The organism is Achromobacter sp. MUI-25009338, from assembly GCF_057359325.1.
On sequence record NZ_CM170627.1, the window covers coordinates 39,381 to 60,600 of the forward strand.

20 protein-coding genes and 1 riboswitch are annotated in these 21,220 nt (G+C 68.7%); of the genes, 7 read left to right on the forward strand and 13 right to left on the reverse strand.

The window, feature by feature from the left end; translation table 11 throughout:
* Positions 1-26 precede the first annotated feature (26 nt).
* A complete protein-coding gene (locus AC1IQ6_RS00185) occupies positions 27-476 on the forward strand; it encodes a nuclear transport factor 2 family protein (protein ID WP_246842479.1) in 450 nt (149 codons plus the stop codon).
* A gap of 1 nt (position 477) precedes the next feature.
* The gene (locus AC1IQ6_RS00190; protein WP_485865616.1) at positions 478-987 is read left to right on the forward strand and encodes a nucleoside 2-deoxyribosyltransferase; all 510 of its coding nucleotides are present in this window, start codon (positions 478-480) and stop codon (positions 985-987) included.
* Here AC1IQ6_RS00190 and AC1IQ6_RS00195 read toward each other — a convergent pair.
* The 3 genes from AC1IQ6_RS00195 to AC1IQ6_RS00205 all read right to left on the reverse strand — a co-directional run bounded on the left by AC1IQ6_RS00195 (position 984) and on the right by AC1IQ6_RS00205 (position 3,370).
* Positions 984-1,646 carry a TetR/AcrR family transcriptional regulator gene (locus AC1IQ6_RS00195; RefSeq protein WP_485865617.1) on the reverse strand — a complete coding sequence of 221 codons (663 nt, stop codon included), beginning with the start codon at positions 1,644-1,646 and terminating at the stop codon, positions 984-986. The genes AC1IQ6_RS00190 and AC1IQ6_RS00195 overlap by 4 nt on opposite strands.
* A gap of 135 nt (positions 1,647-1,781) precedes the next feature.
* Positions 1,782-2,501: a 3,4-dihydroxy-2-butanone-4-phosphate synthase gene (ribB, locus tag AC1IQ6_RS00200; RefSeq protein WP_102772916.1), complete on the reverse strand. Its 720-nt coding sequence runs from the start codon at positions 2,499-2,501 to the stop codon at positions 1,782-1,784.
* Between the two features lie 116 nt (positions 2,502-2,617).
* Positions 2,618-2,772: riboswitch (FMN riboswitch) on the reverse strand.
* A 76-nt stretch (positions 2,773-2,848) separates the two neighbouring features.
* Positions 2,849-3,370, reverse strand: a complete 522-nt coding sequence (locus tag AC1IQ6_RS00205; RefSeq protein ID WP_102772917.1) for an SET domain-containing protein — start codon at positions 3,368-3,370, stop codon at positions 2,849-2,851.
* A 110-nt stretch (positions 3,371-3,480) separates the two neighbouring features.
* Between AC1IQ6_RS00205 and AC1IQ6_RS00210 the strand changes: the two genes are divergently transcribed.
* Positions 3,481-4,401: a bestrophin family protein gene (locus AC1IQ6_RS00210; RefSeq protein ID WP_102772918.1), complete on the forward strand. Its 921-nt coding sequence runs from the start codon at positions 3,481-3,483 to the stop codon at positions 4,399-4,401.
* 8 nt (positions 4,402-4,409) lie between these two features.
* Here the strand turns inward: AC1IQ6_RS00210 and AC1IQ6_RS00215 are convergent, their stop codons facing one another.
* Positions 4,410-4,880: an Lrp/AsnC family transcriptional regulator gene (locus AC1IQ6_RS00215; RefSeq protein ID WP_102772919.1), complete on the reverse strand. Its 471-nt coding sequence runs from the start codon at positions 4,878-4,880 to the stop codon at positions 4,410-4,412.
* A gap of 93 nt (positions 4,881-4,973) precedes the next feature.
* Here AC1IQ6_RS00215 and ilvB point away from each other — a divergent pair, with 93 nt between their 5' ends.
* Positions 4,974-6,797, forward strand: coding sequence for a biosynthetic-type acetolactate synthase large subunit (gene ilvB / locus AC1IQ6_RS00220; RefSeq protein WP_111826256.1), 1,824 nt, complete (start codon positions 4,974-4,976; stop codon positions 6,795-6,797).
* Positions 6,798-6,814: 17 nt separating this feature from the next.
* Here ilvB and AC1IQ6_RS00225 read toward each other — a convergent pair whose 3' ends face one another.
* Both AC1IQ6_RS00225 and AC1IQ6_RS00230 read right to left on the reverse strand, forming a co-directional pair.
* Positions 6,815-7,594, reverse strand: coding sequence for an SDR family oxidoreductase (locus tag AC1IQ6_RS00225; RefSeq protein ID WP_111826255.1), 780 nt, complete (start codon positions 7,592-7,594; stop codon positions 6,815-6,817).
* A gap of 109 nt (positions 7,595-7,703) precedes the next feature.
* On the reverse strand, positions 7,704-10,325 hold the full coding sequence (locus AC1IQ6_RS00230) for a DNA topoisomerase III (protein ID WP_485865618.1): 2,622 nt from the start codon (positions 10,323-10,325) through the stop codon (positions 7,704-7,706).
* A 62-nt stretch (positions 10,326-10,387) separates the two neighbouring features.
* On the opposite strand from AC1IQ6_RS00230, the gene AC1IQ6_RS00235 reads away from it, so the two are divergent.
* Positions 10,388-13,012 (forward strand): GDYXXLXY domain-containing protein, encoded by a 2,625-nt coding sequence (locus AC1IQ6_RS00235; protein ID WP_102772923.1) that lies wholly within the window; start codon positions 10,388-10,390, stop codon positions 13,010-13,012.
* Positions 13,013-13,017: 5 nt separating this feature from the next.
* Here the strand turns inward: AC1IQ6_RS00235 and gluQRS are convergent, their stop codons facing one another.
* From gluQRS to AC1IQ6_RS00255, 4 genes are all read right to left on the reverse strand, one after another.
* Entirely contained in the window at positions 13,018-13,893 is an 876-nt protein-coding gene (gene gluQRS, locus AC1IQ6_RS00240; RefSeq protein WP_485865619.1) for a tRNA glutamyl-Q(34) synthetase GluQRS, read from the reverse strand.
* A gap of 70 nt (positions 13,894-13,963) precedes the next feature.
* Positions 13,964-14,422: a Smg family protein gene (locus AC1IQ6_RS00245; protein WP_102772925.1), complete on the reverse strand. Its 459-nt coding sequence runs from the start codon at positions 14,420-14,422 to the stop codon at positions 13,964-13,966.
* Positions 14,423-14,660: 238 nt separating this feature from the next.
* Complete coding sequence (locus tag AC1IQ6_RS00250) at positions 14,661-16,685, reverse strand: TRAP transporter permease (RefSeq protein WP_102772926.1); 2,025 nt, start codon at positions 16,683-16,685, stop codon at positions 14,661-14,663.
* Positions 16,686-16,892: 207 nt separating this feature from the next.
* Positions 16,893-17,855, reverse strand: coding sequence for a TAXI family TRAP transporter solute-binding subunit (locus AC1IQ6_RS00255; protein ID WP_102772927.1), 963 nt, complete (start codon positions 17,853-17,855; stop codon positions 16,893-16,895).
* 258 nt (positions 17,856-18,113) lie between these two features.
* On the opposite strand from AC1IQ6_RS00255, the gene AC1IQ6_RS00260 reads away from it, so the two are divergent.
* On the forward strand, positions 18,114-19,253 hold the full coding sequence (locus AC1IQ6_RS00260) for a DSD1 family PLP-dependent enzyme (RefSeq protein WP_485865620.1): 1,140 nt from the start codon (positions 18,114-18,116) through the stop codon (positions 19,251-19,253).
* A gap of 70 nt (positions 19,254-19,323) precedes the next feature.
* Here AC1IQ6_RS00260 and AC1IQ6_RS00265 read toward each other — a convergent pair whose 3' ends face one another.
* Both AC1IQ6_RS00265 and AC1IQ6_RS00270 read right to left on the reverse strand, forming a co-directional pair.
* Positions 19,324-19,452 carry an entericidin A/B family lipoprotein gene (locus AC1IQ6_RS00265; protein WP_102772929.1) on the reverse strand — a complete coding sequence of 43 codons (129 nt, stop codon included), beginning with the start codon at positions 19,450-19,452 and terminating at the stop codon, positions 19,324-19,326.
* Positions 19,453-19,481: 29 nt separating this feature from the next.
* On the reverse strand, positions 19,482-19,667 hold the full coding sequence (locus tag AC1IQ6_RS00270; RefSeq protein ID WP_102772930.1) for a CsbD family protein: 186 nt from the start codon (positions 19,665-19,667) through the stop codon (positions 19,482-19,484).
* 317 nt (positions 19,668-19,984) lie between these two features.
* On the opposite strand from AC1IQ6_RS00270, the gene AC1IQ6_RS00275 reads away from it, so the two are divergent.
* On the forward strand, positions 19,985-20,185 hold the full coding sequence (locus tag AC1IQ6_RS00275; protein ID WP_102772931.1) for a hypothetical protein: 201 nt from the start codon (positions 19,985-19,987) through the stop codon (positions 20,183-20,185).
* Positions 20,186-20,228: 43 nt separating this feature from the next.
* On the opposite strand, the gene AC1IQ6_RS00280 is transcribed toward AC1IQ6_RS00275, so the two are convergent.
* On the reverse strand, positions 20,229-21,194 hold the full coding sequence (locus tag AC1IQ6_RS00280) for a Bug family tripartite tricarboxylate transporter substrate binding protein (protein ID WP_111826250.1): 966 nt from the start codon (positions 21,192-21,194) through the stop codon (positions 20,229-20,231).
* Positions 21,195-21,220: the final 26 nt, after the last annotated feature.

A 21,220-nucleotide genomic window follows, 5' to 3' on the forward strand; every position in this document is an offset into this window, starting at 1 on the left:
CACGACCTGGGTTGCCCCGTATGCGTATGAAGTTGAAATCGTTGGTCTTTTGCGTGCTGGCCGCCGCCGTCCTGGCGGGGGCGCCGGCGGGCGCGGCCGGCCCGCAGTCCAACAAGGACATCGTGGTGGGATTTTTCCGCATGATGTTCCAGGACCGCAATTTCGACGAGGCCGTGCGCCAGTACATCGGCCCCAGCTACCGCCAGCACAACCCGTACATGCGCGACGGCGTCGAGCCCGTGGTGGATTTCTTCCCGGCCTATTTCGAGCAGCACCCGCAATCCGTGGTCGAGATCAAGCGCGTCATCGCCGAGGGCGACCTGGTGATGATCCACAACTGGTGGCGCGATTCTCCCGAAGACCGCGGCCAGGCCGTGGTGGATATTTTCCGCGTGGAAAACGGCAAGATCGTCGAGCACTGGGACGTGAGCCAGGAGATCCCCGAGAATCCGGCCAACAAGAACGGCATGTTCTGAAATGACGGCGCGCAGCATCTATCTCGCCGGTTTCGACGTCTTCCTGCCCGACGCCCGGGCGCACGGCGAGCGTCTGAAGGCGCTGTGCGCGGCCCACGGCTTCGAGGGGCTGTTCCCGTTGGACAACCAGGCGCCCGCGGACCTTTCCGGCCAGGCGCTGGCGCAATGGATCTACCGTGAAAACGTGGCGCTGATCCGCCGCGCCGACATGGTGATGGCGAACCTGAATCCGTTTCGCGGCGCCGAGCCCGATTCCGGCACGGCCTTCGAGGTCGGCTACGCCATCGCCCTCGGCAAGCCGGTATGGGGCTATACCGGGCAGGCCGGATCGCTGATCGAGCAGGTGGCCGTCGGCGCGGCGGCCGACGACGGCGCCTCGCGCATGGTCGACGCGCAGGGCTATACGGTCGAGGACTTCGGCCTGACCCTGAACCTGATGCTGGCCTGCAGCGCCCGCATCGTCCATGGCGACGCCGCCGACTGCCTGGCGCGCATGGCCGCGGCCGCCTAGCGGCGCGCGGTTTTCCTGGCGGCCGCCGTCTTGCGCGGCGCGCGCGCAGGCGTGCCCAGGTAGCCCATCACCGCATCGACCACCGCCTGTTCCAGCTGCTGCGGCGAGAAGCCGGCCGGCGGTTCCAGCGCGGCTGCGTGCACCAGCGATTCCATGATGCGCAGCACCACGTAGGTGGCCAGGTCGCGGTCCTGCTGCGCGATTTCGCTGCGATGGAATTCCAGCAGATGGCGCATGCGGCGATGGATGTCCTGGTCGGCGCGGCTGTGTTCGTGCGGCTGGTCGAACAGCGGGAATTCCCTTTCCAGCACGCGGTGCAGCGCCGGTTCGAGCAGGTGCGCGTGCAGCATCGCCTGCACGATGGCCGCGACGCGCTCGCGCAGCGTGGCGGCGGGATTGCTGTCCAGGACCCGGTCGATCACGTCCAGCATCTGGTTGTCGTGGCGGTCGTGCAGCGCCGCGATCAGCGCGTTCTTGTTGGGAAAGTACTGGTACAGCGAGCCGACGCTGACGCCGGCGGTCTGGGCGATCAGGTTGGTGTTGGTGCCGGCATAGCCATGCGTGGCCAGAACGCGAGCCGTCGCTTGCAGAATCGTGTCCACGGTGTGCTGCGACCGGAGCTGGCGCGGCGATTTCCGGGGCTGTGGGATGGCGGTCATGGGTGCGGAGAAAGGCGAGTATCAAACATGAGCAATCGCTCATGGAATTTCCGGCGGGCGACTCGATGGCGCCGCCCGCATGGGCGGATTATGCCATCGCCGGCCCGCCCGCCGTGTACCCGCCTCCCTCGGGGATCAGACCGTGGCGGCCATCTCCAGCACTTCGTCGTCGATGGCTTGCGCCTGGCCGTCGCGCTGCTGCTGCAGGTGGTCGGCCAGTTCGGCGATGGTCAGCGCGACCAGGCCGTGCTGGGCGGCATAGCGTTCCAGCGCCGCGCCGCGCATCATGGTGCCGTCGGCGTTCATCAGCTCGCACAGCACGCCGGCCGGGCGCAGGCCCGCCAGCACCGCCAGGTCCACCGAGCCTTCGGTGTGGCCGCGGCGGGTCAGCACGCCGCCCGGCTGGGCGCGCAGCGGAAACACGTGGCCCGGGCTGACGATGTCCTCGCTTTGCGCCGCCGGCGAGATGGCCGCGCGGATGGTGGTGACGCGGTCCACGGCCGACACGCCGGTGGAGACGCCTTCGCGCGCCTCGATCGACACGGTGAAGGCGGTGGCGTAGCGGCTCTGGTTGCGCTGGACCATGGGCGGCAGGCCCAGTCGGTCCAGGGTTTCGCCGGGCAGGCACAGGCACACGATGCCGCTGCCGTCGCGGATCAGCTGGGCCATGACCGGCACGGTGAGCTTGTCGGCGGCGACGATCAGGTCGGCCTCGTTCTCGCGGTCGAAGTCGTCCATGAGAATGACCGGACGGCCCAGGCGCAGATGATGCAGGGCGCGCTGCAGGCGGGCGGCGAAAGGCTGCGAAGCCAGGCTGGGGAGGGGGGACTGCTGGGCAGGAATGACGTTGGACATTGGAAACGCTCTCGCAAGTTGAAAAGGGGCGAAAAACGTTCCAGGGCTGCTCTAGACAGCCGGACGCAATACCGTCGTCCGGGCGCGGGCGCGCCGGGATGGGCGGAGTTGTGCCGGCACATCTTCTCTCATCCGGACTGTGACCGTCGGCCCTGGCATCTCACCAGATCTGCTGACCCCGCCGTCCGTGTCGGACGCCGGGCGCTCGCGGGCTCGCCACATTGCATGGCATACCGCCGGTGGGGAATTTCACCCCGCCCTGAAGACGTACTGCATGTCGTGTTAACGACCTGGCCGATTGTACGCCTGTCCGGGGCCGGGCGTCATGAGGGGGGACGGATCGGTGTTCAGGTTGCGGCGGCGTCGGCCTGCGGCTTGGCGGCTTTCTTCTTCTTTTTCTCGGGCAGGGCCAGCATCGTGCCGCGGCACGGCGGCGTGCCGCAAAGGCAGCGGTAGCCTTCCTTGAGCTTCTTGGTGATGCGGCCGTCGAGCACCAGGCCGTAGTCGTAGGACAGTTCGGTGCCGCGCGGGATGTCGCGCAGCGCCACGATATAGACGCGCTTGCCGTGCTTGCCTTCCTGGGCTTCGCAGTTGGGCTCGCAGGAATGGTTGATCCAGCGGGCGTCGTTGCCTTCGTCGCCGCCGTCGATCACGCGGCCGGAACTGAGCGCGAAGAAAAACGTGTGGAAGGGATCGTCCGGATTGGTCGGATGGCGGCGGTCCGCCTCTTTGGCGCTGATGCGCTTGCCGCCGTACTCGATGATGCGCGTGCCCGCGGGGATCTTGCGCGCGGCGAAGACGCCGTTGCCGTGCAGCTTGGAGCGGCGCACGACATGCCAGGGCTTGATCGGGGTGTCTTCGGTGGTCATGGAGCGGCGGAAGTGGCGGTGAGACGAAACAGGATTATATAGACGCCCATGCGCCGCGAGGACGGGCGTATAGTGGGCGCCGCTCCCTTTCCGACCGAACACGCACCATCATGATCGTTCGTCCGCGTCCTTCCGCGCTGGCCCTGTTCTTCGTCCTGCGCGGCTCCATCGTTCCGCGCATCTTCAGCCGCATCCTGGTCATCACGCTGCTTTCGTGCCTGGTGGTGTGGATGTACCACCAGCGCTGGTTTTCGCCGGCGCATCTGTCGGCGGTGCCGTTTTCGCTGTTCGGCCTGGCCCTGTCCGTCTTCATGGGCTTTCGCAACAACGTCTGCTACGACCGCTGGTGGGAAGCCCGCAAGCAGTGGGGCGAGCTGATCGTGCAGGCGCGCAGCCTGGCGCGCGAAAGCGCGGTGCTGCTGGCGGCCAGCACCGCCAATCCGGTGCAGGAGCGCATCGTGCGGCGGGTCGTCGGCTTCGGCTATGCGCTGGCCGCGCGCCTGCGCGAGGAGGACATGGCCGCCGCCGCTCGCCCCTGGGTGCCGCAGGACGAGGCCGAGGCCCTGGCGGCGTGCCGCAACGTGCCGGACGCGCTGCTGCTGGCCATCAACCGCGACCTGGCCGGCTGCCTGCGGCGCGGCGAGCTGAGCGACATCGTGTACCAGGGGCTGACCGGGCGCGTGGCCGCCTGCGCCGCGATCCAGGCGTCCTGCGAGCGCATCAAGTTCACGCCCTCGCCCTACGCCTATTCGTTGCTGCTGCACCGGACCGCCTGGCTGTTCTGCCTGCTGCTGCCGTTCGGGCTGGTGGGCGCGCTGGAATTCCTGACGCCGGTGGCGGTCTCCATCGTCGCCTACACCTTCTTCGGCCTGGACGCGCTGGGCGACGAACTGGAAGACCCCTTCGGCAAGGACGAGAACGACCTGCCGCTGTCGGCGCTGGCGCGCACGATAGAGATCGACCTGCTCGAAGGCCTGGGCGTGCGGCCCCTGCCCGAGGCGCCGCGGCCGGTGGACTTCGTGCTGCACTAGGCCCCGGTTCAGTTCGCCAGCCCGGTCAGCGGCAGCTGGGTCTCCTTGAGGCGGCGCAGCACGAAACACGATTTGCTGTGCCGGATGCCCGGAATCCGGTAGAGCTGTTCGCGCAGCAGGCGCTCGTAGTCGCGCGTGTCGCGCACGGCGATGCGGATGTAGTAGTCGTAGTCGCCCGAGACCAGAAAGGCCTCCAGCACCTCGGGGATCTGCGCCAGCGCCCGGCCGAACTCGTACAGGGTCTCCTCGCTGTGGCTCTCCAGCGTGACGTGGACGATCACCGTGTCCATGAAGCCCAGGCTGGCCGGGTCGATGTCGACGGTGTAGCCGCGGATCACGCCGGCGCTTTCCATGCGCTTGATGCGGTTCCAGCAGGGCGTGGACGACAGCCCCACGGCCGCGCCGATGTCGTTCAGGCTGGCGCGCGCATTCTCCTGCAGCACCTTGAGAATGGCGAGGTCAAACTTGTCCAGGTTCATTTTCTTTGATTCCTCCAAATCAAAGATAAATTTACTGCGTCTACCGGTTATTGGTGGAAAAGAAGATAAATATTCTTCGGATCTACGAATAAGATAGATAGCATGAACGATCGCCTGCACCCCACCGCCGCCGCCGCGCTTGCCGCCTCTGATCGCCCCGCTGACAACGGGGCGAAAATTCTGCTCGATACCCTGATCGCCCACGGCGTGGATACGGTGTTCGGCTATCCCGGGGGCGCCGTGCTGCCCCTGTACGACGCGCTCTACGCCGAGCCGCGCCTCAAGCACGTGCTGGTGCGCCACGAGCAGGCGGCCGTGCACGCCGCCGAGGGCTACGCCCGCAGCACCGGCCGCACCGGCGTGGTCTTCGTCACTTCGGGCCCGGGCATGGCCAACACCACCTCGGGGCTGCTGGACGCCATGTGCGACTCGATCCCGGTACTGTGCATCAGCGGCCAGGTGGCCACGGCCGCCATCGGCACCGACGCCTTCCAGGAGTGCGACGCCATCGGCATCTCGCGCTCGGTGACCAAGTGGAACACCCAGATCCGCGCGGTGGACGACGTCGCCGGCGTGGTGGGGCGCGCCTTCGAGCTGACGCGCCAGGGCCGTCCCGGCCCGGTGCTGGTGGACTTCCCCAAGGACGTGCAGCTGGCCGTGCCGCGCGACGCCGACGACGGCATCCCGGCCGCGCCCACGCAGCAGAAGCTGGCCGCGCTGCGCGCGCGGCGCCAGGCCGGCAAGCTCGCGCCCAAACTGCCGCAATCGGCCGTGCGCCGCGCCGCCGCGCTCATCGCTCAGGCCAGGCGGCCCATCTTCTACGGCGGCGGCGGACTGGTGAACGCCGGCCCCGAAGCCTGCGCCGCCTTCGCCGACCTGGTGCGCCATACCGGCGCGCCCTGCACGCTGACGCTGATGGGCCTGGGCGCCTTCCCCGCGTCCAGCCCGCAATTCGTGGGCATGCTGGGCATGCACGGCACGGTCGAGGCCAACCTGGCCATGCACCACGCCGACCTGGTGGTCTGTATCGGCGCGCGCTTCGATGACCGCATCACCGGCAAGCTGTCGGAATTCTGCCCCTACGCCCGCAAGATCCATATCGACATCGATCCCGCCTCGATCAACAAGGTGGTGCGCGTGGACGTCGCGCTGGTGGGCGACTGCCTGCCGCTGGTGAGCGCGCTGCGCGCCGAGCTGGGCGATGCGCCGCTGCCGGCCGCGCGGCTGGCGCCCTGGTGGGACCGCATCGCGGGCTGGCGCGCCCAGGACTGCCTGGGCTATACGCCGGCCGCCGACGCCATCCTGCCGCAGCACCTGATGTCGCGCCTGAACGCGGCGCTGGCCGGCCGCGACGCCATCGTCTCCACCGACGTGGGCCAGCACCAGATGTGGGCGGCGCAATACCTGCGCTTCGACGCGCCCAACCGCTGGCTGACCTCGGGCGGGGCCGGCACCATGGGCTACGGCGTGCCCGCCGCGATCGGCGCGCAGGTCGGCCATCCCGACAAGACGGTGGTCTGCGTCAGCGGCGACGCTTCGGTGCTGATGAACATCCAGGAGCTGTCCACCGCCATGCAGCACCGGACGCCGGTCAAGGTCGTGCTGTGCAACAACGGCTACATGGGCATGGTGCGCCAGTGGCAGGAGCTGATCCACGGCGGGCGCTACAGCCACAGCTACAACGCGTCGCTGCCCGATTTCGTGGCCCTGGCGCGCGCCTTCGGCTGGGGCGCGGCCCGCGTCGACGATCCGGCGCAGCTGGACGCGGCGCTGGCCGAATGCCTGGCGCACGACGGCCCGTACTTCCTGGACGTGGCGGTCGCGGCGCAGGAGAACTGCTTCCCGATGATGCCGGCCGGCCACGGCCATCAGCGCATGATGCTGGCCGAAGGCGTGTGGTACCAGGACGAGTCGTAACCGGCCCGGCCGTCCCGTCAGAACTGGATCGACAAGCCCCCGTCCACCACCAGCACGTGGCCGTTGACGTATGACGCCGCCGGCGAGGCCAGGAACACGGCCGCGCCGGCGATCTCTTCCGGTTCGCCCCAGCGGCCCGTCGGATTGCGCGCGGCGACGCGCGGGCCGACGTCGGGGTCGGCGATCATTTCCGCATTGGTCTCGGTGGCGAAGGTGCCTGGCGCGATCGCGTTGCTGGTGATGCCGCGCCCGCCGAATTCGGCCGCCAGCGCGCGCACCATGCCGGTCAGGCCCTGCTTGGCCGCCGGATAGACGGCATCGCCCGAGCGGGCCAGCTCGCCCACCACGGAGGTGATGGCGATCAGGCGTCCGCTGCCCTGGCGCGCCATGCGTTCGGCGGCGAGCTTGGCCAGCAGGATGCCGGCCACCAGGTCGGTGTCGATCAGCGCGCGGATCTCGGCCACGCTGGTGTCGGCCAGCGTCTTGCGGTTGCGCGCCCCGACGTTGTTCACCAGGATGTCCAGCCGGCCATGTTCGCGGTCGATGCGTTCGAAGGCCCGCGCCATGGCGTCATCGTCGCTCACGTCGAACGGCAGCGCATGCGCGTCCAGGCCGGCGGCGGCCAGTTCGCCCGCGGCGGCTGCGGCGGCCTGCGCGTTGCGGCCGTTGATCAGCACGCGCGCGCCGCAGCCGGCCAGCGCCCGCGCGATACAGAAGCCCAGCCCGCGGGCCGAGCCGGTCACCAGGGCCACCTGGCCCGTGAGATCGAAGTTGCGCAGATACGGTAGTGTCGTCATCGGTCCTGCTCCGCTGATAGGCAAAACGCCGGCGGCCGCAATGGCCGCCGGCGTCTAGGCCAGGTCATACGATACGCCGGCGCGCCTGCGCGCCGGCGCGGGACGTCCATCAGGCGGCCGTCTTTTTCGCGGCCTTCTTGGCCGCGGTCTTGGTGGCGGTTTTGGCGGCGGTCTTGGTCGCCGTCTTCTTCACCGCGGCCTTCTTGGCGGGGGCTTTCTTGGCCGCGGTCTTGGCGGCCGTCTTGCTGGCCGTCTTGGCCGGGGCGCGGCCGGGCTTCTCGGGACGCGGCTCGAACTCGAAGCCGATCTTGCCGTCCGGCTGGCGCACCAGGAACGCCTTGAACTTGCGGTTGGTGCGGCTGGAGACGAAGCCGTCGAGCAGGTCGGTGCGGCCGTCGGTCAGCAGCTTCTCCATCTGCGCGCGCGATATTTCCTGCTGCAGGATGACCTTGCCGGACCGGAAATCGCAGGTCTTGGCGGGGCCGACGGATTTCTCGCAGACGTAGCTCATGCCGTGCTCGAACACGCGCGCATGGCACTTGGGGCAGGCACCCACCGGCGTGTGGCCGGAGAAGTCCACCGCTTCGTTGTCGTCCTCGTCGTTCTGGCCGAAGTCGAATTCCAGCTTGTACTCGTCGCTGATGCGCAGGATGGCGGCGAACGGCCGGCCCATCTTGCTGATGAAGCCCTGCAGCGGCCCGATCTCGCGCTTGGCCAGCAGCTCTTCGACTTCCGGCAGCTCGAAGGTGCGCCCGCCGGGATGCTTGCCGATGGAGAAGTCGCAGTTGGTGCAGGCGTAGCGGCGGTAGTTTTCCTTCACGACGCCGCCGCACTTGGGGCAGGGCGTCTGCAGCGTGGCGTAGTCGCCGGGCACCGTGTCGCGCTCGTATTCCTTGGCGCGCTTGACGATGACCTGCGTCATCTGGGCGATCTCGCGCATGAAGGCGGCGCGGTCCAGGCCGCCCTGCTCGATCTGCTTGAGCTTGTGCTCCCATTCGCCGGTCAGTTCGGGCGAGGTGAGTTCGGAGACGTCCAGGCCCGAGAGCAGCGTCATCAGCTGGCGCGCCTTGGCGGTGGGCACCAGGTCGCGGCCCTCGCGGCGCAGGTAGGCTTCGTTGAGCAGGCCTTCGATGATGGCCGCGCGCGTGGCCGGCGTGCCCAGGCCGCGCTCGGACATGGCTTCGCGCAGTTCTTCGTCATCGACCAGCTTGCCGGCGCCTTCCATGGCCGACAGCAGCGTGGCTTCGTTGAAGCGCGCCGGCGGCTTGGTCGACAGGCCCACGGCTTCCACGTCCTCGGTGCGCACGGTTTCGCCGTCGGCCACCGGCACCAGGTTGGCGTCCTCGCCCTGCGCTTCCTTGCCGTAGACGGTCAGCCAGCCCGGGTTGACCAGCACCTTGCCGTCGGTGCGGAAGCGGTGCCCCTGCACTTCGGTCATGCGCGTGGTGACGCGGTATTCCGCGGCGGGGAAGAACACCGCCAGGAAGCGCTTGAGCACCAGGTCGTACAGCTTGCCCTCGGCCTCGCTGAGGTCGTGCGGGATCTGCAGCGTGGGAATGATGGCGAAGTGGTCCGACACCTTCTTGTTGTCGAAGATGCGGCGGTTCGGCTTGACCCATTGCTGGCCGACCACCGTCTCGGCGTGGCGCGACAGGCTGCCGACCGCGTTGGAGCCGCCCTTGGCCAGCGCGCGCATGGTTTCCTGCACCGTGCCGATGTAGTCCTCGGGCAGGTAGCGCGAATCGGTACGCGGGTAGGTCAGGGCCTTGTGGCGTTCGTACAGGGTCTGGGCCAGCGCCAGCGTGGTCTTGGCCGAAAAGCCGAAGCGGCCGTTGGCCTCGCGCTGCAGCGACGTCAGGTCGTACAGGGCCGGCGACATCTGGGTCGACGGCTTGGATTCCTCGGTGACGCTGCCGGGCTGGTCGCGGCAGGCGGCCACCACGCTTTGCGCGGCGGCCTGCGACCACAGGCGCGATTCGCGCTTTTCCGGGTCGCGCTCGTCTTTCTTGAAGTCGGGGTCGATCCAGCGGCCTTCGTACAGGCCGGCGGCCGCCACGAACTGCGCGCGCACTTCCCAGTAGTCGCGCGGCACGAAGCGGCGGATGCGTTCCTCGCGCTCGGCCACGATGGCCAGCGTGGGCGTCTGGACCCGCCCGACCGGCGTCTTGAAGAAGCCGCCGTCCTTGCTGTTGAAGGCGGTCATGGCGCGCGTGCCGTTGATGCCGACCAGCCAGTCGGCCTCGGCGCGCGAGCGGGCGGCCGCTTCCAGCGGCTTGAGCTGCACGTCGTCGCGCAGGTTGGCGAAGGCTTCGCGGATGGCGGCCTGGGTCATCGACTGCAGCCAGAGGCGCTGGATCGGCTTTTTCACGCCCGCGTACTGAATGATGTAGCGGAAGATCAGCTCGCCCTCGCGCCCGGCGTCACAGGCGTTGATGATGGCGTCCACGTCCTTGCGCTTGGCCAGGCGGACCAGCAGTTTCAGGCGTTCCGCTGATTTCTTGTCGGTGGGCCCCAGTTCGAATTCAGGCGGGATCACGGGCAGGTGCGTGAAGCTCCACTTCCCCTTGACCGGATCGTTGGGCGCGACCAAGCTGAGCAAATGGCCTATGCTCGAAGCGAGGACGTAACGTTCGCTTTCAAAATAGTCGCCCTCGCGCGCAAAGCCTCCCAAGGCGCGTGATATATCGAGGGCTACCGAGGGCTTCTCGGCAATAATCAGCGTTTTATTCATGTGTATCCAGTGGCGGCAGTCCCGCCTTAGTAGCGCGGATAATAAGATCGGAGATTCGCCAGATGCAAGTCGGCACTGAAAGACAAGCGGGATCCGAACTACACGCATGGCGCCAATTTCTGGCGCGCAGCACCCTCTGGCTGGGCGTTTTACTGCTGGGCAGCGCCGCGGTTTGCTGGGTCGCCGCCAACTGGCAGGACATGACCAAAATACAGCGCTTCGCCGGCGTGCAGGCGCTGCTGGCGGCCTGCGCGCTGGCCGCCGCTTGGGCCGGGCTGCGCCTGCGCGCCAGCCCCGGCGTGCGCCGCAGCATACCCGGCGCGCTGCTGGCGCTGGCCGGCATTCTGCTGGGCGCCCTGCTCGCCCTGCTGGGTCAAACTTACCAGACCGGGGCCGACACCTGGGAACTGTTCGCCTGGTGGGCGGCGCTGCTGCTGCCGTGGGCGCTGGCGGCGGCCAGCCAGGCGGTCTGGCTGCTATGGGTGCTGGTGCTGAACATTGCCACCGCGCTATGGCTGGGCGAGCGCGCCTTCGAGTGGTGGATGGTGTTCGGCGGCCCCGGCGCCGCCAGCCTCATCATCGCGGGCCTGAACCTGGTGCTGCTGTTCGCCTGGGAGATGGCCGCGCGCCGCTGGCGCGCCAGCACGCTGTTCGGGCCGCGCATCCTGGCCGCGCTGACCATCAGCGCGCTGGTGGTGTCGCTGATGTTCGGCGACTACATCCTGCGCGGGCTGGGCACCGCCAACGGCGTGGCCTGGCTGGCCGTCACGCTGGGCCTGGGCCTTTATTATCAGCGCGGCCGGCGCGACCTGGTCATACTGGCCATGCTGGCCGCGGGCGTGATCTGCGTGTCGCTGCGCGTGGTGGGCGAATGGCTGCTGCGCCTGGAACCCGGCGTCTGGGCCGCATTGCCGCTGGCCGCGCTGCTGATGGCCGAAGCCGTCTGGGCTGCCCGCTGGCTGCGCCGGCTGGGCGCCGAACCCGCCGCGCCGGTCGCCGCGGCCGACGCCGAGCCGTCGGCCGCCTCGGCCGGCAATGCGGTCGATCCGGCCGACGCGGGCGCGCCGGTGGCGCAGCTGGCGCCGGCCGCGGCCCAGGCCGATCCGCCCTGGTACGTGCAATGCCTGCTGGGCCTGAGCGCCTGGCTGGGCACGCTGCTGCTGCTGGTGTTCGTGGCCTTCTCCGGCGTAGTCACCACCGAGGAAGGCGCGCTGGTGACCGGCCTGGTGCTGTGCGCCGCCGGCGTGGCGGTGCTGCGCAGCGACGCCGGCCCCTTCTGGCGCCAATGCGGCACGGCCATGGCCTTCACCGGCCAGATCCTGATCATCTACGGCCTGTCCAGCTCCACCTCGTTCACCAACGCCTGCCTGTTCGTGCTGCTGATGGCCACGGCCGTCTACGCGCTGGGGCCGGACGCCATCCTGCGGTTCCTGAGCGGCCTGCTGATCGCGCTGGCCTCGGCCGGGCTGATCTGGCGCGGCCTGGTGCCGGAGCTGATGCGCGAAGACCTGCTGGAGGCCTGGCTGGATTTCGACGTGGCGCAGGCCACCTTCGTGTGGCTGCCCATCGCGGTGACCGGCGCCTGGGCCACGGCGGTGCTGTTCAGCCTGGGCCGGCGCCTGGGCGGGCGGCGCGCCCACGCGCTGCAGCCGCTGGCCTGGGCCTTCCTGCTGTCGGTTCAGGGCATGGTGTGGCTGGCCAGCGGCATATCGGCCCTGCAACTGCCGGCGATGTGGCAGCTCAATCCGCGCACGGCGGTGCTGGTGACGGCCGGCGCGCTGCTGCCGGCGGCGGCGGCCCTGGCGGTGCTGTGGCCGCGGCGCCGCGTGCTGACCGCGGGCGTGACCTGGGGCGTGCCGCTGGCCCTGCTGGTGCTGGCGCTGTTCTGGCTGCCCAGCCCGGGCGTGGGCTTCGCGCTGGCCTGGCTGCTGCTGGGCTTCGGCCTGAACCAGCCGCGCCTGGCCATCTTCGGCGTGCTCAGCCTGCTGGCCTATCTGGGCGTCTATTACTACCAGCTCGACGTGCCGCTGCTGCAGAAGGCGCTGTGGCTGGGCGGCGCGGCGGTGCTGCTGTTCATGCTGCGGGCCCTGGTGTGGCTGGTGCCGCGCCTGATGCGCACTCAGGCGCCGTCCGCGCGCGGGCCGCTGCCGCCGGTGTCGGGCGCGCTGCGCTGGCGCACGCTGGGCATCCTGGGCGGCCTGGCGCTGGTGCTGGCGGTGGCCAACGGCGGCATCTGGCAGCGCGAAAAACTGCTGGCTTCCGGCAAGGTGGTCATCCTGGAACTGGCGCCGGTGGACCCGCGCTCGCTGATGCAGGGCGACTACATGGCGCTGAATTTCGCCGCCAGCCGCGAGGTCACGCGGCTGCGCCTGGGCGGCGAGAACCGGCCCGAACCCGATTCGCTGCTGGGCTACGAGCCCGACGGCTACGTGATGTTGGCGCGCGACGAGCGCGGCGTGTCGCAGCCGCTGCGCATCCAGCCCGAGGTGCATCCGCATACCGACGCCGAGGTGCCGCTGCGCTACCGGGTGCGCAACAACGGCGTGCGCATCGTGACCAACGCCTATTTCTTCCCCGAAGGCCAGGCCAAGCGCTACGAGGTCGCCCGCTACGGCGAACTGCGCGTGGCCGACAACGGCGAGGCGCTATTGGTGCGGATGCTGGGCGAGGACCTGCAGCCGCTCTAGGATATTCAGGGAAAGCGCCGCGCCCAGCGCGCGGCGGCCTCGCGCAGGAATGCGTCGCGGTCCTGCGCCGGGAAATCGGCGAAGCCCAGCGCCGACCAGGCGGCCCGCAGCGCCGCCAGCGGCGCGTCGGTATCGATGGGCGGGGCGCCATTCTGCTTGGACAGCTTCAGTCCGCTGGCGGGGTCCAGGATCAGCGGCACATGCAGATAGCGCAGCGCCGGCAGGCCCAGCAGGCGGCCCAGCACGCGCTGGCGCGCCGTGGAACCCAGCAAGTCGGCGCCGCGCACCACGTCCGTGACGCCCTGCGCCGCATCGTCGACCACCACGGCCAGCTGATAGGCCCACAGGCCGTCGGCGCGGCGCAGCGCCATGTCGCCCACGGCGCGGGCCACGTCCTGTTCCTGCGGTCCCAGCCAGCGGTCCTCGAAATGTTCCACGCCCGGCGGCACCCGCAGGCGCCATGCGCGCGCCTGGCGGCCCGGCGGCAGGCCGTTGCGGCAGGTGCCGGGGTAAGGCCTTTCGCCGTCGGCGCCCGGCTGGGTCTGGCCGCGCAGGGCCGAGTCGGCGATTTCGCGGCGGGTGCAGCCGCAGCCGTAGATCAGGCCGCGCGCGGCCAGCGCGCCGAAAGCCGCCTGGTAGGCCGCGCCGCGCTGCGACTGCCACACGATGTCGCCGTCCCAGGCCAGGCCCAGCGCCTGCAGCTGCGCCATGATGCGCTCGGCCGCGCCGGGCACGGTGCGCGGCGTGTCCACGTCCTCGATGCGCAGCAGCCAGCGGCCTTCATGGGCGCGCGCGTCCAGCCAGCTGGCCAGGGCGGCCACGAGCGAGCCCGCGTGCAGCGGGCCGCTGGGGCTGGGGGCGAAACGGCCTACGTAGTTCACAGGACGAAGCCCGCGCGTCGGTGCGCGCGGGACGATGGAGACAAGGAGGTGCCGCGGCGGCGCGCCGCGTTCAATGCAGGCGGCGCGCGCCGTCGTCGTCGAGGAGCTCTTCCAGGACCAGATTGTCGATCTCGGCCTCCTGGCTCCAGAGGACCATGAGGGCGATGATCTTGATCTTCGACAGCGGCACGGGGGATTCGGGCGCGGCCAGCCCGCGGTCGATCACGATTTCGCGCAGGGGCGCGGGCAGCACGCCGGCCGATTCCAGGAAGGCGATAAAGCCGATGGACTCGGTGCCGAGCTGCTGATACTCGTTATCGGTGTAGATGCGGGTGCCGGTGGTGGGCGCCTGGGCGAGATCGACGCACCGTTCGGTGGTCTCGGCGAGGCCGTAGAGCCATCCGAGCGCATCGTCGATGTCTTCGTGCTCGAACCCCGCGGCGGCAAGCCGCTTGGCCAGCACGTCAGCCGCAGGACAGGCTTGCGGCGTGTAGTAATTCTCGTACAGATAAACCAGGATATCGAACATATGGCGCAGTCTTGTGCCTGTTTGCACAGTCGGCCCGCATATCGGCAGACCAGCAAACATGAATTTTACTGTACGCCGATTTGTAGGGCCGGGCAACCAACCCGATGGCGAGTGTTGTATGCCGTCACCCCGGGCCCAAAAAGCGGCGTTTTTCGGCCAAATACTGCCAAACTGCATGATTCGACGAAAAGGGGCGGACCCCGAAAAGGCCGCCCCTTTATTCCGTCCCTTTTTCGCCTCAGGTGGTCCTGGGGGCGTTCTCCAGCTTGAGCTGCGCCAGCTGGCGCATGAACACCGGAATGCACACCGCCAGCCCGATCAGGCCGCTGGTCAGGCCCGGCAGGATCGTCAGCAGGGCGCCCACGACGCACAGCCAGCGCTCCCAGCTCTTCATGCCGACCAGCATGTAGCGCGAGAACGCGGCCGACAGCAGCACCAGGCCGATCATGCAGCCGACCAGCGTCACGGCGAAGTCATACCAGGTGAAGCCCTGCACCGAAATCAGCAGCGACGGCGAGAACACGAACACGAAGGGCACGATGAGCTTGGTGATGCCCAGCCGGAACGCCGTGTTGCCGGTCTTGAACGGGTCGCTGCCCGCCATGCCCGCGGCCGCGTAGGCGGCCAGCGCCACCGGCGGCGTGATGTCGGCCAGGATGCCGAAATAGAACACGAAGAAGTGCGCCGCGATCGGCTGCACGCCCAGCTGCACCAGCGTGGGGGCGGCCACCGCCACCATGATCAGGTAGTTGGCCGTGGTCGGAATGCCGCAGCCCATCAGGATGCAGACGATGCCGGTCATGACCAGCGCCGCGATCAGGGTCAGCGTCTGGGTGTTGGCGATGGCCTCCGGAATCACCGTGGCCGCGCCGCCGGCGATGGCCTGCGCCGCCGAGATCACGATGTACGAGATCTTGAAGCCCACGCCGGTCAGCGTGACCACGCCGATCACGATGCCCACCGTGCCCGCCGCCGCGCCCACCGCCAGCGCGTACTTGGCGCCGGTTTCGAAGGCTTCGTACAGATCGCGCAGGCGCAGCCGCTGGAACGGATTGAGCAGGCCCACCACGATGCAGCCCGTGATCCCGGCGAATGCCGCCAGGTAGGGCGTGCGGCCGCTGGCCAGCACGCCGATCAGCAGCGCCAGCGGAATCAGGGTCGGCCAGCGCATCTTGAACGACTGCTTGAGCTTGGGCATTTCTTCGTTGGTCAGCCCGCGCAGCCCTTCGCGCTTGGCCTCGAAGTGCACCTGCATGAACATGCCGAAGAAATACAGGAACGCCGGGAAAATCCCCGCGATCGCGATCTGCTGGTACGGAATGCCCAGGAACTCGATCATCAGGAACGCGGCCGCGCCCATGATGGGCGGCGTGATCTGGCCGCCGGTGCTGCTGGCGGCTTCGACGCCCGCGGCGAAGTGCCGCGGATAGCCGATGCGGATCATGGCGGGAATGGTGAGCGAGCCCACCGTCACCGCGTTGGCCACCGAGGAGCCCGACAGCATGCCGAACATGGCCGAGCCGAACACCGACACCTTGGCCGGCCCGCCGGCGTAGCGGCCGGCGACGGTGGAGGCCACGTCCAGGAACAGCTGGCCCAGGCCGATGCGGGTGGCCAGCACCCCGAACAGCACGAAGTGGAACACATAGGTGGCCACCACGCCCACGGCCACGCCGTACACGCCCTGGCTGGTCAGGTACATGTGGTTGACGACCTGGGACCAGGTATTGCCGGCGTGCTGCAGCAGCCCGGGGAAATACGGGCCGAACATGGCGTAGGCCATGAACACCAGCGCGATGATGGGCAGCGGCCAGCCCATGGCGCGGCGCGTGGCCTCCAGCAGGCCGATCAGCAGGATGGACCCCATGAACACGTCGATCGGCAGCGGATTGCCGACGCGGAACGCCAGGTCCTCGAAAATGTAGGGGATATACAGCACCGACAGGGCCAGCGCGATCGCGATGATCCAGTCATACAGCGGAATGCCGCCGGGCGCGTACCAGGTGGACTTCGGCTCGCGCGTGTAGTGCGCCTTCGAAAAGCCGAACACCAGGAAGATGAGGCTCAGCACGAACGCCAGGTGCACGCCGCGGTGCGTGGCCTCGCGCAGCAGGCCGAAGCCGGCCGTGTAGTAATGAAAGATCGAGAGTGCAACCAGCAGGCCGGACACGATCCATGTGGCCGCCTTGTCCAGCGGCCGGAAGCGGATTTCCGAGTCGTACTTCTCCGCCAGCTGCTGGGTTTTTTCGTGGTCTATTTCCATCGCCGTGATTCTCAGGGTGATTCAGCAAACAGGGCCGCTCGTGGCGGCCCCGCGCAGGTAATACATACTTTCCCGACCGTGCGCCGCCAAGCAGCACCCGCTCCGCATAAAACTACTGCCCCACAATCGGGGCCGCGTGGATCCGGCTCCGCCGGTCCACAGCGGCGCCCCCCTGGGGGGGAAGCGCCGCAGGCGCTCCGGGGGGGGTCACTTCAACAGCCCGATTTCCTTGTAGAACTTCTCGGCGCCCGGGTGGAACGGAATGCCCGCGCCCTTGACCGCGTTTTCGCGCGTGATCAGCTTGCCCTTGGCGTGGCCGTTGTCCAGCGTCTTGCGGGTGGCGTCGCTGTACAGCGCCTTGGTGACGTCATAGACCACCTGCTCGGACAGCTTGGCCGAGGAGACCATCTGCGCGTTGACCGAGATGGTCTTGACCTCGCCCACGTTCTGGTAGGTGTTGGCGGCGATGGTGTCGGGCGTGAAGAACTGCTGCTTGGCGCGCAGCGCGTCGATTTCCGGGCCGACCAGCGGCACGATCTCGATGCCGGCGCCGCTGGAAGCCAGTTCCGCGATGGCGCCGGCCGGGGCGCCGCCCACGAAGAAGAAGGCGTCCAGGCCGCCGTCCTTGAGCTTGTCGCCCGCCTGGTTCGGCTTGAGGTATTCGGCCTTGATGTCCTTGTCGGTCATGCCGTAGGCGCCCAGGATCAGGCGCACGTCGACCAGCGTGCCCGAGCCCGGCTCGTCCATGGAGACGCGCTTGCCCTTCAGGTCGGCCACGCTCTTGATGCCGGCGCCCTTGCGCGCGACCAGGTGGATGCTTTCCGGGTACAGCGTGGCGATCAGGCGCAGATCCTGCGCCTTGGGCTTGCCTTCGAACGTGCCGGTGCCGCTATAGGCCCAGTAGGCCACGTCGGATTGCGTGAAGCCGGCCTCGAACGAACCGCCCAGGATGCCGTTGATGTTGGCCACCGACCCGTTGGACGCGACCGCCGTGGCGATCAGCTTGCCGGGCTGCGACACCGCGTTGGCGATGATGCCGCCGATCGGGTAGTAGGTGCCGGCCGTGCCGCCGGTGCCGATGCGGAAGAATTGCTGCGCTTGCGCGCTGCCGACGGCGCCGACCGCGGCGACGGCCAGGGTCAGGGTGGTGATCCAGTGCTTCAGTTTCATGCGGGCTTCTCCGTGATTTCGCGATGATTGAATATCGTCGTTTCGTGCCGCCGGATCTTGCGCCCGGCGGCAAAAAACGCGCCCTCCCCTGGGGGCGTTCTTTATGATGAAATTCTGTCATGCCGACACCTTGTAGCCAATGCTTACGGAGCTATCGTTTACCAGGGGGTCGCATGGCATTTTGGTTATGACCGGCCCATATTTGGTTATGGTGTGAGGTTGCCTGCGACGCGGGTGCAGATAACGGAGCGTTCACCGATGTCCCTGGAAGTCATACGCGGCATAGCGCTGCCGCCCGCGGCCCAGCCGGGCGATCCCCTGGCCCGTATCGATACGCCCAGCCTGGTGCTGGACCTGGCGCCCTTCGAAGCCAACCTGCGCGCCATGCAGGCCTGGGCCGACCGCCACCAGGTGGCCCTGCGGCCGCACGCCAAGGCGCACAAATGCCCTGAGATCGCGCTGCGCCAGCTGGCCCTGGGCGCGCGCGGCATCTGTTGCCAGAAAGTCAGCGAAGCCCTGCCTTTCGTGGCCGCCGGCATCCGCGACATCCATATCAGCAACGAGGTGGTCGGGCCGGCCAAGCTGGCGCTGCTGGGCCAGCTGGCGCGCGCCGCCAAGATCAGCGTGTGCGTGGACAACGCGGAAAACCTGGCGCAGCTGTCGGCCGCCATGACGCAGGCCGGCGCCGAAATCGACGTGCTGGTGGAGGTGGACGTGGGCCAGGGCCGCTGCGGCGCGTCCGACGATGCCGCGGTGCTGGCGCTGGCGCAGCAGGCGCGCGCCCTGCCGGGCCTGAATTTCGCCGGGCTGCAGGCCTACCACGGCTCGGTGCAGCATCTGCGCACGCGCGACGAGCGCGCCGCGGTCTGCCGCCAGGCCGCGGGCATCGCCGCCTCGTACGCGCAGCTGCTGCGCGAAAGCGGCATCGCCTGCGACACTATCACGGGCGGCGGCACCGGCAGCGCGGAATTCGACGCGGCCAGCGGCGTCTACACCGAGCTGCAGGCCGGCTCCTACGCCTTCATGGACGGCGACTACGGCGCCAACGAATGGAACGGTCCGCTCACCTTCCAGAACAGTCTGTTCGTGCTGTCCACCGTCATGAGCGCGCCGGCTCCCGACCGCGTCATCCTGGACGCCGGCCTGAAGTCCACCACCGCCGAATGCGGCCCGCCGGCGCTGTACGGCGAACCGGGGCTGAGCTACGCCGCCATCAACGACGAACACGGCGTGGTGCGCGTGGCGCCGGGCGCGCAGGCGCCGGCGCTGGGCGCGGTGCTGCGCCTGGTGCCTTCGCACGTCGATCCCACTTTCAACCTGCACGACGGCCTGGTGGTGGTGAAGGACGGTGTGGTGCAGGACATCTGGGAAATCGCGGCGCGCGGATTCTCGCGCTGACCGGGCGCGGCACGCCAAAAAGCCGGCGCGTCATCGACGCGCCGGCCCTGATGCGGGGATGTCCGTGGCCCTATTGGGCCTTCTGCTGGATCTTTTCCCCGCCGCGTTCAATATCCTTGCCGGCGCCTTCCATCGTGTTGCAGCCCGCCGTGACGGCGGCGGCTGCCAGCACCAGCGCAAGCCAGATTCGATGCGTCATGTTTTTCTCCTTTCGGCACACGGCCGCGACTATTTCTTGTCCAGCAAGTCGCGTGCCTGATCCTTGGCCTCGCCCACGTTGCGCTGCACCTTGCCGACGGTCTTCTCCGCCTTGCCCTCGGCTTCGGTCTGGCGGTTGCCGGTCACCTTGCCGGCGGTTTCCTTGATGGCGCCCTTGACTTCCTTGGCGGCGCCCTTGATGCGGTCGTTGTCCATGTCGTCTCTCCTTTTCAGGTTGCATGAACCGCAGGCCCGGGAGCCGCGCGAGGCCGGCTTCGGCTGCGGACGGACCCACTATAGGAATCGCGCGGCGCATGCGTAAGACGTGAGCGCACCAGGTTGACTAGTGTTTTTGCACCTGCCGAGCGGCCCCCAGGCGCGTTGCGGCGCGCTAGGGAAAAAACACTAGATGAATTCGTTCACCGTGATCTGTGCAGGCTGGATGGCCGCGCCTATCGTGGACTTGCACGGGCGGCCCGCGTTGCGGCGCTGCCCCCGGTGCAGCCAGCCTTGAACCTTTCAGGAGAAAAGCCATGCAAGCACATCAGCAACCCAATGACCCGTCCGATCCCACCCAGCCTCCCGGCCAGCGGCCCGGCGACGCGCCGGACAAGCAGGCGCCGGGTCAGCGCCCCACGCCGCGGCCCGGACAGGATGACACCGTACCCGGCCGTCCCGGCGACCCCGGACAGCCCGGCGATCCGGCCAAGCCCGTGGTGACCCAGCCGCTTTGAGGCAGGACGGCCCGGCGCAGACCGCCGGGCCCACAGCGGGCGCTCAGTCCACCTGGGCGCCCGACTGCTTGACGGCCTTGCCCCACTTCTGCACTTCGCCGGCGATGAACGCGCCGGTGTCCTGCGGCGTCATCGGCATGGGTTCGGCGCCGCGGTCGCGGAAGAATTTCTGCATCTCCGGCGCCTTCAGCACCTGGCCGATCTGCTGGCTCAGATAGCCCGTCACCGCCGGCGGCGTGTCGCGCGGCGCCAGCACCGCGGCCCAGCCGATGGCTTCGAAGCCCGGATAACCCGATTCCGCCACCGTCGGCACGTCGGGCAGCTGCGGCAGCCGCTTGGCGGTGGTCACCGCCAGCGCCACCGCTTTCTTGCTCTGCACGTGCGGCAGGCCGGCGGTCACGGAATCCACCATCAGCGGCACCTGATGGCCCAGGAAATCCGCCTGCGCCGGGCCGCTGCCCTTGTACGGAATGTGGCGGATGTCCACATCGGCGGCCGCCTTGAACATCTCGGCCGACAGATGCTGCGTGCCGCCGATGCCGGCGCTGGCGTAGGCCAGCTCGCCCGGATTGGCGCGCGCCTGCTCGACCAGCTGCTTGAGCGAGGTGATGCCCGAGGCCGGCGTGGCCAGGAACATCAGCGGCACCGAAAACACGCCCGACACCGGCGCGAAATCCTTGGTCAGGCTGTAGTTGATGGTCTTGTACAGCGTCTGGTTCACGGCCGCGGCGCTGCCCGCGATCACCAGCGTGTAGCCGTCGGCCGCGGCGCGCGCCGCCTGCTCCATGCCGATATTGCTGCCGGCGCCGGCGCGGTTCTCGACCACGATGGGCTGCTTGACCGCCGCGCCCAGCTTTTCGGCCAGCGCGCGCGCGAAGATGTCGGTGGCCTGGCCCGGCGGGAACGGCACGATCAGGCGGATGGGGCGTTCGGGATACTGCGCCTGCGCCGGGGCGCCGGCCGCCGCCAGCATCAGACAGGCCGCGAGACTGGAAAGAGTACGTTTCATGATTGGTCAGTAAAAAGCGACAAAGG

Excerpts from the sequence above, each read along its gene's own strand:
- AC1IQ6_RS00235 (WP_102772923.1), top strand. The coding sequence starts at position 10,388 with ATGCAAGTCGGCACTGAAAGACAAGCGGGATCCGAACTACACGCATGG.
- AC1IQ6_RS00230 (WP_485865618.1), bottom strand. The coding sequence starts at position 10,325 with ATGAATAAAACGCTGATTATTGCCGAGAAGCCCTCGGTAGCCCTCGAT.
- AC1IQ6_RS00195 (WP_485865617.1), bottom strand. The coding sequence starts at position 1,646 with ATGACCGCCATCCCACAGCCCCGGAAATCGCCGCGCCAGCTCCGGTCG.
- AC1IQ6_RS00190 (WP_485865616.1), top strand. The coding sequence starts at position 478 with ATGACGGCGCGCAGCATCTATCTCGCCGGTTTCGACGTCTTCCTGCCC.
- AC1IQ6_RS00265 (WP_102772929.1), bottom strand. The coding sequence starts at position 19,452 with ATGACGCATCGAATCTGGCTTGCGCTGGTGCTGGCAGCCGCCGCCGTC.
- AC1IQ6_RS00275 (WP_102772931.1), top strand. The coding sequence starts at position 19,985 with ATGCAAGCACATCAGCAACCCAATGACCCGTCCGATCCCACCCAGCCT.
- AC1IQ6_RS00205 (WP_102772917.1), bottom strand. The coding sequence starts at position 3,370 with ATGACCACCGAAGACACCCCGATCAAGCCCTGGCATGTCGTGCGCCGC.
- AC1IQ6_RS00260 (WP_485865620.1), top strand. The coding sequence starts at position 18,114 with ATGTCCCTGGAAGTCATACGCGGCATAGCGCTGCCGCCCGCGGCCCAG.
- ribB (WP_102772916.1), bottom strand. The coding sequence starts at position 2,501 with ATGTCCAACGTCATTCCTGCCCAGCAGTCCCCCCTCCCCAGCCTGGCT.
- AC1IQ6_RS00270 (WP_102772930.1), bottom strand. The coding sequence starts at position 19,667 with ATGGACAACGACCGCATCAAGGGCGCCGCCAAGGAAGTCAAGGGCGCC.
- AC1IQ6_RS00225 (WP_111826255.1), bottom strand. The coding sequence starts at position 7,594 with ATGACGACACTACCGTATCTGCGCAACTTCGATCTCACGGGCCAGGTG.
- AC1IQ6_RS00210 (WP_102772918.1), top strand. The coding sequence starts at position 3,481 with ATGATCGTTCGTCCGCGTCCTTCCGCGCTGGCCCTGTTCTTCGTCCTG.
- AC1IQ6_RS00250 (WP_102772926.1), bottom strand. The coding sequence starts at position 16,685 with ATGGAAATAGACCACGAAAAAACCCAGCAGCTGGCGGAGAAGTACGAC.
- AC1IQ6_RS00215 (WP_102772919.1), bottom strand. The coding sequence starts at position 4,880 with ATGAACCTGGACAAGTTTGACCTCGCCATTCTCAAGGTGCTGCAGGAG.
- AC1IQ6_RS00185 (WP_246842479.1), top strand. The coding sequence starts at position 27 with ATGAAGTTGAAATCGTTGGTCTTTTGCGTGCTGGCCGCCGCCGTCCTG.
- AC1IQ6_RS00280 (WP_111826250.1), bottom strand. The coding sequence starts at position 21,194 with ATGAAACGTACTCTTTCCAGTCTCGCGGCCTGTCTGATGCTGGCGGCG.
- AC1IQ6_RS00245 (WP_102772925.1), bottom strand. The coding sequence starts at position 14,422 with ATGTTCGATATCCTGGTTTATCTGTACGAGAATTACTACACGCCGCAA.
- AC1IQ6_RS00255 (WP_102772927.1), bottom strand. The coding sequence starts at position 17,855 with ATGAAACTGAAGCACTGGATCACCACCCTGACCCTGGCCGTCGCCGCG.